The sequence below is a fragment of the Neoluteolibacter marinus genome (assembly GCF_014904755.1).
GTDB classification, from domain to species: domain Bacteria; phylum Verrucomicrobiota; class Verrucomicrobiia; order Verrucomicrobiales; family Akkermansiaceae; genus Haloferula; species Haloferula marina.
Genome location: NZ_JACZFQ010000074.1, coordinates 1 through 10,797 on the forward strand (window position 1 = coordinate 1; position 10,797 = coordinate 10,797).

4 protein-coding genes and 1 pseudogene are annotated in these 10,797 nt (G+C 62.1%); 2 read left to right on the forward strand and 3 right to left on the reverse strand.

The features are described 5' to 3' along the window. The 3 genes and pseudogenes from IG178_RS26030 to IG178_RS14585 all read right to left on the reverse strand — a co-directional run. A pseudogene (locus tag IG178_RS26030) lies at positions 1-602 on the reverse strand (hypothetical protein); the annotation flags it as partial. 680 nt (positions 603-1,282) lie between these two features. Next, entirely contained in the window at positions 1,283-8,119 is a 6,837-nt protein-coding gene (locus IG178_RS14580) for a SpvB/TcaC N-terminal domain-containing protein (RefSeq protein ID WP_193213300.1), read from the reverse strand. Between the two features lie 8 nt (positions 8,120-8,127). Then, positions 8,128-8,925, reverse strand: coding sequence for a hypothetical protein (locus IG178_RS14585; protein ID WP_193213301.1), 798 nt, complete (start codon positions 8,923-8,925; stop codon positions 8,128-8,130). A gap of 937 nt (positions 8,926-9,862) precedes the next feature. Here IG178_RS14585 and IG178_RS14590 point away from each other — a divergent pair. Both IG178_RS14590 and IG178_RS14595 read left to right on the forward strand, forming a co-directional pair. Further along, complete coding sequence (locus IG178_RS14590) at positions 9,863-10,225, forward strand: hypothetical protein (RefSeq protein WP_193213302.1); 363 nt, start codon at positions 9,863-9,865, stop codon at positions 10,223-10,225. A gap of 48 nt (positions 10,226-10,273) precedes the next feature. Further along, positions 10,274-10,744, forward strand: a complete 471-nt coding sequence (locus IG178_RS14595; RefSeq protein ID WP_193213303.1) for a hypothetical protein — start codon at positions 10,274-10,276, stop codon at positions 10,742-10,744. Positions 10,745-10,797 lie beyond the last annotated feature (53 nt).

Sequence of the window (10,797 nt, forward strand, 5' to 3'; positions counted from 1 at the left end):
CCCCCACCTCCGCCCGACCCGATGCTGCGAACTCCGTTCGCGCTCGCATCGGCGCCGTTGCCGCCGTTGCCGCCCCGGTCGGTCGTCCCGCGGCTTCCCCGATTCCCTCCGCCTCCTGCCAAGGACCCGTAGCCATCGCCGCCGGCGCCGCCCCGGCCGCCTCTTCCGTAGGCAGTGTAGCCCGGCATGGCATAGCTGTCGCCATCACCAGCCTCACCGCCACCGCCGGCCGCCGATCCCCCGACACCGCCCCCACCGTTGCCACCGGCACCCCGGGTTGCCACTTCCTGGTCACCGCCCCCGCCGCCACCGCCCCCACCACCGCCGCCGTAGCCCCTCCCGCTTCCTTCGATGGTGCCGCGAATATCGATGAAATCGGCCTCCATCCGGATGTAGCCTCCGCTGCTGCCGTCGTGTGCCTGGACGTAGAGCGTGGCACCGGGCTCCACCTTGAAAGTGCCGACGTTGGTGTAGGTGCCTCCCATCACCGTTGTGCTGCCCGTGATGAGGATGTTTTGACCACCCTTGTTGCCTGGGGTGATGGTGGGGGACTGAGCGGACGCCACGCCGGCGAGACCGAGGACCAGCGCAAGTGCCGCCAAGAATAAGAATTGGAGCGCAAACTGTCCGGAGCGGCTCGAAGGATTGGAATTCAGGAAATGCGAGAATTCCACATCAACGCAGCGGCTTCTCGAAGGAATCGCTGGCCCTCGGGATCCGCTGGAGTGGCGATTACGGGAGAGGCGGAGATGGGACCGGACAGGGTCCATCGAGCTCGTCGGGGAGGGGCTCATGGGCGGAAACGATTTGGGGATGGCGGGGACCTCCGCGTGATCGCCGTGAAACTGGGTAGCGGCTCCCTCTGCTGGGGCGGGAGGCCTACCGTCATTCCCGGCGAGGAAACGGGGATGAAAGATTCGATCAAGACTCCAAACCGCCCGTCTCCTTGGCAAGGCTATTCGGGACTTTGCGCAGGGCCCCTTTCATTGACAAACTCACCGGCTTCGTTTAGCGGGATCGGTTCCGGCCTTTCTCTTTGCGTAACTCGCTAGCCTTTCTAGCATTGAGTTCCATCTCCAGCCATTTATCGTTGAGATGTTTAGGTTTCCGAAGGAATGAAGATGACAGCAGCCTTGAATCTCGGATGCCGCGCGCTGTTTTACCTGTGCATCTTTGGACTTCTGCAGTTCATCCAATAGCGTTTCTAGGTTCGCTGAATCAGCTTCAAAACCATTCTCGCGCAAAACTGCTAAGACTTGATCGCCAATAAAACTACTCATGCTCAGGGTCTCCTGATTCCACCATTGAAAGCGTCGGTAATAACCTGATGTCCTCCGCCCGTTGCAGTTGGGCCGAATCCTGGGTTACCAACCTGAGAGGCAACTTTTCCCTCTAAGAGAATCTGTGGTCTTGTCAGTATCACCTGCCCTTCCACTGCTGCGGAATTTGAAGTTGGTAACGCCAGGTTTGTGATTCTCTCGGCAGGAGTCGCTCCAGCCGATCCTCGAGTAACGAACATGCCACTGGCGCTTCCGCGACTAGATTCAGTGACTGTAAAAGCGTCACCTGCTCTCCCTTGAGTCGCTGTGATTGGACCATCAAAGCTCGCCACAGTTTGACGTGCTTGTTGCTTCGTCGCACCTCTGCTTCGTAGAAGTTTTCTCGCAGAGTTATTATTGAGCGGAATTCCTGTGCCCCCTAGGCTGGGTTTAATCGAATCAGCAAGCCTATCAGCTTTCTTGCCATCAAATAGTCTGTCGGCGGCCTTGATGCCGGCCTTTGCGTCCTTGATCGAGACTGGTGACACGATCTCGCTCGCCAAGCTGGCCCCTGCAATGAGCCGTTCTCCGAGGGACGCATCACGACTGGTCAGGGTGTTGACGTCATCGATGGCTCCGGCAACGGTGGAGGCAATGTCTCCGCCCTTGATGATCACCTTCGCCACCTTCGAGATAAGGCCCCAAACCTCACCGCTTGGATCGGTCGCGACCGTCGGACGATTGCCGCTGTAGGAGTAACCGTTGAGGCGCTGAGGGTCGCCCAGCAGTTCCTCCGGCATCGAGGCCAGGATGGGGTCAACGCGGGTGAACCTCCCGAGTGCCGAAGTCACAAACCTCGCCTCGAAGTAGTGCAGGCCGCTCTCCCGATCCTGTTCCTTCTGTGTGAAGCCATAGGATTCCCTGATGCCTCCGGGTCGGTGACCCTGACGCTCGGCGCCAAAGGGATAGTTGGCGGTCTCTTCGACCAGCGCTCCATAGGCATCGGTGACGACGCTGGTGGAGCCTAGGTGGTCCTGGTGGTAGTAGCGGATGTCGAGGGCGGATTCGAGGGCGACGGGAATCGTGGCTCCGTTGGTGGCGCGGAGGAGGAGGGACTCGTCGGCGGACCAGTCGGCGGGGAGCGGATCGGAGGCGGCGGCCAGGTCGCCGACGAAGCGGGACTGCCAGGACTGGGTAGAGGGATCAAAGCGGGAGATCTCCCATGTCGCCGGAACTTCCGTCAGCGGGATGGTCTCACGGGCGGGATTGGCGGCGAAGCGGAGTTCGCCGGGGGCGAGGGTGAGTGCTGCGGGCGGAGCGCGGGGACCGGCGACCGAAAGCAGTGACGGGGCGGGGGCCCGGAGCCAGATCGGGGTGCCGGCGGCGAGCGGCTCGGAGGCCGGCAGGGTCTGCCATTCACGGGTGTCGGCATCCCACCATTTCGCCTCGTCGAGATCGGGATGGCTGGCGGGGTCGAAGGCACCGGGATCTACGGCAACATTGAGGCCGGCGAGGTTCCAGCCGGCGAGCAGGCGTAGGCGCTGGACTCGCTGCGGGGAGGAAACCGTGCCGGTGATGCGGGCGACGCGGGTGTCGCCGTTCCAGACGTATTTTACCGGCGGCTCGCCGGGGCGGATCTCGAAGTAGCGGTTGATGTAGAAGGTCGAATCCGTGACCCCGGCCCCGGGCTGGCCCGCCTCGGGCGTGACCTGCTTGGCGACCCGCCGGTCGCTGTGGTCATACACGTAACGGGCGGACATCCGCTCGTTCTCAGTGGCGACTATGCGGTCCTTGAAGTCCCAAGAGCAGGTCAGGCCATCGATGAGGGTCATGTTGCCATTGCGGTCGTAGGGGTAGCTGCGACCGCTCCCGGAGCTGACGCCGGTGAGGGCATGGGGACCGGCCGCGGAATCGCCGCGCCCGCTGCGTCCGCTCCTGCCCTCGGGACCGCCGTAGCTCATGAGGCCGTGGTCGGTGATGCTGAGGTCGTTCTCAAGGTGGAGGATGCCCGACGACTGCTCGAGCATGTTGCCGATGCGATCATAGCGGTAGGCGATCGACTGCGCTCCGCTGATGCCCGGATAGGTGACGCCGGTGAGGCGGTAGAGGGAGTCGTAGGTGAAGACCTGGGTATTGAGGCGCGGGCCGGTGACGGATCGGTTGTCGTCGATGCGGTCGATGTTGCCGACGGCATCGAGATGATAGGTGAAGTCGATCAGCGTAGCGGTTCCAGGGCCGAGCGTGTCGAGGTCGCGAAGGCGCAGGCGGGCATCGTAATCGTATGAAGTGTGGGTGCCATTTCCGTAGCCGATGGATGCGGGTGAATCCCATGGCTTGTAATCGAGGGAAGAGATGATGGTCCCGGAGGGCCCGCCGAGGATCCGCTCAAGCTGGAAGCGGTCGTTGTACTCGTGGGTGGCGTGGTCACCATCGGGATACCCGAGGGTGACGATGCGGTCGGCGGAGTCGTAGCTGTAGCGGGTGCGGTAGGAGGCCAGAAGGGACGGCAGGACCGGGTCGGGCAGGCGTTTTACCTGCCAGTCGATCCGGGCGCGGGCGTCGTAGGAGAAGTGCTCCTCACCGGAGAGATCCCAGATCGAGGCGATCTGCCCGAGAGTTTGGGTGGCGGTGCCGGTCGTCCCGTCTCCTAGGTCGAGGCCCGCCTGCGGGCTGTCGTAGAACCAGACGACATCCGGGCGGTTGGCGGCGCTGATCGGTTGCTCGGGGTCGTAGATGTGGTGACCGGAGAAGGGTGAGGCCTCGTCGAGGTAATCCTCGGTGCGCAGGCGGTTGGCGCCGTCGTAGGTATGGAGGATCTGCTGGCCCTTGTGATCGGTGGTGGCAATCACGTTTGATGCAGCGTCATACACCCAGTGCAGTTCGCCGCGGTTGGGGTCGTCCATGAAGGTTTTGCGGCCGAGAGAGTCATAGCGGAACTCCTTGAAGTTGTCCTGGCTGTCGGTGAGCGTCAGGAGCACGTCGTCGGCGCGGTAGGTGTAGGTAGTGGTCCAGGTGTTTGCGTTGCCGATTTCGTGGCCTTCATTGTCGAGGCGAACGATTTCATCGACCCGCACGAGGCGCCCCAGGCCGTCGTTGTGGTGGACCATCGGCGTGTCGAAGTGCTTGGATGCGGGATCGGAGTCGTTTTCGTCGAAGCTCCGGACGAGGAGGGGTTCATAAACCGTGGAGGCAAAGGACGCGTCCTGGTTGGTGATCCGGACGACGCGGCCGAGTGCGTCGTAGTCGGATGATGTAACCGGGCCTCCGGCTGGAAACGGCTCGTAGTCAAAGGACTCGGAGGTGTGGGGATTGAGGACTGATCGCACCCCGCGGCGGGCATTGAACGAGGAGTGCCCCTTGACGATGAAGGAGCCGGCGGCTTCGTCCTCGTGCTTGACCAGCCGCTTCCGCCCGAGACCGTCAAAGAACTCACGACTACGGAACTGGCCGCCTCCAGCAGTCTCTCGCTGCCGGATTTCAGTGAAATTCACGATCCCGCCGTCACCGTCCGGCTGAGCGAGGAAGTATTCATACTCGACGGTGGGGGAAGCCTCGGTATCGAAGGGACGCACAACGGCGACGAGGCGGCCAAGTGTATCGTAGTGGACTGTGGTTTCGTTGCTGTTGAAATCCGTAACCGAGAGCATGGTTCCCAGTCCGGGGTCGTAGCTTGCACTGGTTGCCAAGGTTGCCACCGAACCGTCGACGTGGATCGTTTCGGTGACGGGGTAGGTGTGAAAGGCCGGGTCATAGGACAATTCCCGCCAATGGCCCGCGCCGGCTTCTTCCCACAGCGGGTCGTAGAGGTGGATGGGATTGCCGAAAGTATCGAAGGTGGTGCGGCTGGCAGCGATGAACTCGTCTGCGGCCACGTTCGTCCACTGGCGGACAAGAGTTGGATTTCCGATCGATACCTCGGCTGGGTTCGTGCCGGAGAAGGTCTCGTCGTCGTAGAAGGTGCGGGAGCGGCTGATAGTCTGGCCGGACCCGTCACTAACCTCGACCTGATAGGGTAGCCGGATCAGCCACTCGTCGAAGTTGTAGGCGAAGGTGGTGGTGGTAAGGCGTTCGTCGCTGAAGGCTGTGAGATCGTCGTCTTCGACAATGCCGTAGTTGCGCTCCTCGGTGGCGTTGCCGTAGTTGTCGTAGTCATACTCGACGTAGGTGCGGCGCGGCGTGCCGCGGCCTTGCTCGAGGATGTCGGTGGTGCTGGAAACCTGATGAGCGAAGCTGACCGAACGGCCGTCGGTCCCGGGGTGGAGGGTCCGGACATCCCACTCCGTGACGGCGTCATTGAAGACCGAGCCGCTTTCGTCCTCGGTGGTGAGGCGGAGGACCTTGCCCTTGAGCGATTCCTCGACGTCGCCGATATCGAAATACGAGCGGGAGACAAGGGTGGGCGCGGTGGCATCGCCGACATCGACCTGCTCGACGCGGGCGAATCCGCGAAACTGCTTTTCGACGGGGTCGTAGTAGGCCTCGTGGTAAGCGAACTCCGAACGATACTCGGCACCGAGCGAGTCGGCGGTGCCGACCTCGCGGATCACCGTGACTGGGAAGGGTAGCGGATGGGCCCACGGGTAGGCGTAGTTCCCTTGGTCGTCCGTGCCATCCGCGAGGATGAACTCGGTGGTGGTGGTGTGGATGATCTCCTCGACGCGGCCAATGCCATTCTCGATGTGGTCGATCAGGTAGGGTCTCGGTTCGCAGCCCATCAGTCGGCCGATATCGAGAGCCTGGATTTCCTGACCTGCCGGCGCGCTGCGGTCGGCGAAAACGAGGTCCTTGGTGCCGTTGCCATTGATGTCTGCCCAGCGGCTGGTCGCGTCGGTATGGATGACACCAGGCAGGCCAGTGACGACGATGCGCGCTCCGAAGGTGCGGTTGCCGCGGTTGGGCCAGATCCAGAGATTCCCCGGGGACGGCCGGACGATGACGAGGTCGGCGAGTCCGTCACCATTGACATCCTCCAGTTCGGCCTTGGCGATGTCCGTCGAGGAGAGCGCGAAGTCGGGAATCGCGATGGTTTCCAATGGCAGGAAACTTCCGAGACCGAGGCCCATCGTGACCTCGACGACGGCGGGACGAATGCGGGCGATGTCGGTCAGGCGGTCACCGTTGAGGTCGGCGGTCTTCACGTCGGCCGCGGCAAGGTCGAATCCGTGCGATGGGGTGAAGGTGGTGCGGGTGCTGAAGCGCTGGGTGTCGAGATTGAACCAGGCCTGATAGATAAAACCGCCGCCGGAAGGCTGGGAGCGCACGATGTCCATGCGCTTGTCGAAGTCGAGGTCGAGGCTGCGGGAACTGCTGCCGCTGGCGTGGGGCGACGGGGGCGAGAAGGCTCCATCCTGGGTGATCGCGCTAACGGCTTCCCAATATGGCGCGGCTCCGGCACCCGGGCGATTGCGGTAGAAGAAGCTGTCGCCGCTGCCGGGCACCCGGACGAAGTCGGACAGGCCGTCACCATCGATGTCGGCCAGCGTGACCTGGGTGCTGGAAAGCAGTAACGATCCGGGCCCTGCGCCTTCGGTCGGGGCCGGGATAGTCACCGCGCCGGACCAGCGGATCGCGGTTCCACCCTCGCTGTCATCGCGTTCGCCCTCGTTGAAATAGACGCGGTGAGGGTTGCTGTTCGCCCGGAGGAGGTCGGGCAGGCCGTCGCCGTTCATGTCGGCGAGGTCGGTGTCGGCATTGTCGAAGCCGACCGGTGGCACGTTCAGGGAGGGGATCAGCTGGCCGGAGGCGTCGAGGGCGGTGTTGCCGTTGCAGATCGTGTATCCGTAGCGGGCGGGCGGGAGGGCGGTGGTTCCGTCGCTGCCCCGGACCGTGATGCTCTCGACCAGCGACGCGTGGGGCACCTCGTGGTAGGAAACGTCGTAACGGCGGTTGAGGGAGTCGGGGATGGTGTCGCCGTTGAAGTCGCCGGCGAGGTGGTCGAGCGGAGGGACTCCCTGGCTGCCCACATCAATGCGGGTGAGCCGCCGTCCGGTGCGCACCGGGAAGCCCGCCCGGCAGTCCTCGAACCAGTCGGCCCGTGCCTCGTAGCTGAAGCGGACGAAGTGGAACTTGCCGCCCCAGGGGGCCGCTCCCGCGCCATAGCTGACGGTTTCGAGATACTTCTGCGACAGGTTTTCCGCGCCGGCAGCGTTGGCGTAGGTGTATCGGATCTCGTTGCCGCGGGTGTCGATGCTCCTTTCCAGCAGCCAGCGGAAGACTCGCGTCGGATCATCGGGGTCCGTGATGCGGGCGGCTGGAGATTCACCAAAGACGAGACGCACGCCACCGGCGGTGCGGGCTTCCCAGTGATCGCCGGTGCGGCGGTATCGGGTGAAGGAGGATTCGTTTTCGCAGAAGTAGCTCGTAAATGTGCCATCGATGACCGGGACCAGTTCCTCGGCGGAGCCGGTGATGAAGGTGTCCAGCTCTTCCAGGTTGTCAGTCACACCGTCGAGGTCGTTGTCGATCAAGTCGGGGCCGTCAACGTACCGGGGCACGCCCTTGTCGGTCTGGCGCTGGATGTAGGTGAGCGGAAGCTGCCATCCGTAGCCGAGCACACCGTTGCCCTCGGCTCCTTCGTAGAAGATCAACAACTGGGGGGCGTGTCCCGCCGTGCCGGGAGGAACCGTGATGTTGAGCGCGTGTTTGCCGGTGCCGGTATTCAGCGAAGGCTGGAAAGACTCCCCCAGGCCCTCGATGGAGCCGGGGCCCGATGGCAGGGAGATGGCGTTCGGGGAAACACCGTTTTTGTTCGTATCCAGACCATGTGCCAGTGGAACCAAGTGAAACCAAGCGACCACCAGCAACCAAGGGATGCGGTGGTGGCCCGTGATCGCGGACGGGGAGGGGAGGCGAGTGGACACTGGGGGGCTTACTGGGGAGGGAGGGGAGTAACGTCGAGACGGAAGAACCGTGTTGGCAAACCAGGTGAGAAGGACACTGGCAGGCGGTAGAGCGTGCTTCCGGCCGAGGTCTCGATTTCGACAGGGGATCCGCCGACTGACGTCCACGGGCCCGCTAGATTGGGGCTCGACTCCACCGCAACCATGGCCGGGATCCATGCCGCTGCTCTTCGAAAATAGAAGTCAAAGTATCCTTCACCAGCTGGCACAAGTGTTGGCATCAGGTGGGTCTTGGTAGCGAGAGGATCAAGACCCATCGCCATTGCAAGAAGGTTGCTCACTCCGTCGGATGCAGGATCGTCAGCCGCGATTGGGGAAAGGGATATGAAGTGGCGCTTTTCCCAATCGTCGGGGAGTCCATCGGAGTCGGAATCGACAATCATGCGGTTGAGATCCAGGTAAACGACCTGTCTTGTCGACTCCTCCACGACCAACTGCCCGCTGACGGTCTCGGGAGCTTCCTCTCCAGGATCCGGGAAGTTGTCCCCGTCCATATCGAGGAAGAAATGCAAGGTGTCGCCCGGGAGTAGAAATGCTTCACCCTCGCCTCGATCTGCTCCGGACGCGCTGCGGGGGAACTTGAAGAAGTAGAGTCCTGAGTGGCTGTGTGCGACAGGTGTCAATTCAGCAGTCTCCGCGACGGTGATCTCACCGGAAGAACTGACATCCCGCCGAACTGCGAGTAGTTTTCCTGGAAGTGCCGGGCCTAGTTGCTGCTGGCCGTTGGTGGGGGAATAAACGCGGCCGTAAACAACCAAATCTGGCAAGGGGTGGGAGTTGGCAGGGGTCGGCAGCAAGAAGTGGAATGCAGCGAATGCGGAGGCAACGTGGGACAGTGGCCTGGCGGAACCTCTCCAGAATCTGAAGAAGGGCGAGGGGCGACGCTGTCCATCACCTTGAGGTGAAGTTTCTCGATTGGGGTAAAATGCCCTGGCGTAGAGGAGCAAGCATGGCCGTCGAGGGGCATGTGGCGAGCTGAATGGCAGTATCGCTCGAGTGGGGGGAATGCCGTCTCGCATGGAATCTCAGATCTGGAAAGTTTCGAAACAGAGGGGGACGGTCTAGTATCGATGTTCCACCCGACCATGGCCGATGGACAAAAATATCGGGATATTGGTAGGGAAAGACGCTGGTCGTGCCAAGCTTGATTTGGGCGGTAATATTGCTGTTGGCGTGCCCAGAAGGCCTTCTCGCACTTTCGTTCTAGCTGCGGCAATCAACTGATCTGCAACGAGCAGCCCCGGGATAGATTTCTACGGGGTGACAATCGAGATCGGTGCTGCCAGGTGGGTCAGGTGCATCGGGGCGGGTTGAGCCGACGAGAAACCCTCACCTGCCGGATTGTCGGGGACCCCAAGCGATGCAGCGAATTGGTAATACGCGCAAACCCCGCAAGGGAGAAGGAAGGGATGACTTCAGGGTCATCGACAATGTGACTTGCAGGTAGGAGGCGTAGCGTGCTGACTCGACGTCGTCCGGGAGACCGGACCGGGGCGTGAGAACCCCGCGCAGAGCGGTCGGCGTTGACCGAAACAACGCCGCCACCAGACCGAAAGGGTCGGGGTGGCGGCGGCGCATGTCCAAGCTGCCCCGAAAGGGATGGTGAAAGGTCGTCGCGGTCGTCTCTGTGCGACTTCTCAACACCCCGGCCACCTTGGAACTCCAGGGTGGCTGGTTTGGTTTCAGAGACATGCACCTCCCCCGATGACCGCAATCAAATGGTTTCTCTTTCTCCCCGTCGGCTTCGCGTTGATCTTCCTGGCGCAGGTCCTGGCGGGCCTGTTGATCGGCTGCACGGCTTGGTGGATCGGTCTCCCCATCCTATTCTTCTTCGGGGTCATCGTGGCCATGGCCGGCATGATTCCGGTCAAGATGGTGAGTAATCCGCCAGTCGCGGCGTCGATTTTGCTGACCCTCTTCATCGGCGTGGAGATCTTCGCGCTCTGGTCGGGGTTCGACGCCCTCGAATTGAGGGAAAAGGTGGGGCGGATCCTCGTCGACGTGCAGTTGGTGATCGGTGCCCTTCTGGGGGCCCAGCAGGAGGACGAGGGACCGGTGACGCCGTAAGGGATTTGAACAGCTTTTGCATTTAGGGGCCAAATCAAGGAGCGCAAGATGGACGACGGAATTCATCCTCTGGAATTGAACTGCGACTCTCAGGGGCATGTGCTCATTCCTCTCCAAGTGGAGGTCGAGAAATTCGGCACGGATCACCGGATCACCGATTTCGATGGGGTGGAACTGGGGGAGTTCTCCGTGATTTCCGAGGTCAGTGAAGTGGTTGTGGATGTGACCCGGCCTGCCGGCCTTGGGTTAGACGGTCCTGTCGGTCTGGCTAGGGTGAGGCTCACGAAAGGCGAGTTGCCTTGGACGACCGGTGCTCGAGTCGGCCCATCAACCTCATGCTTGGTGATTTCCACCGGATATCGTCGGGACTTGTCCACGATGATCGAAGTGCCGACCGGGCAGTTGCCTGTCGAGATTGCCGTCGGGGCTGATGGGATTCAGGTCTGCGGCCACCGGATCGGTTGGGATCACGCTGATTGGGATGAGATGCAACGGATTTTTGGACCGTTTGTTGGTTAGTTGATCGAGTTCAGATCGGCTTCGAACTGGGCCGGGGTGCGGTAGCCGAGGGA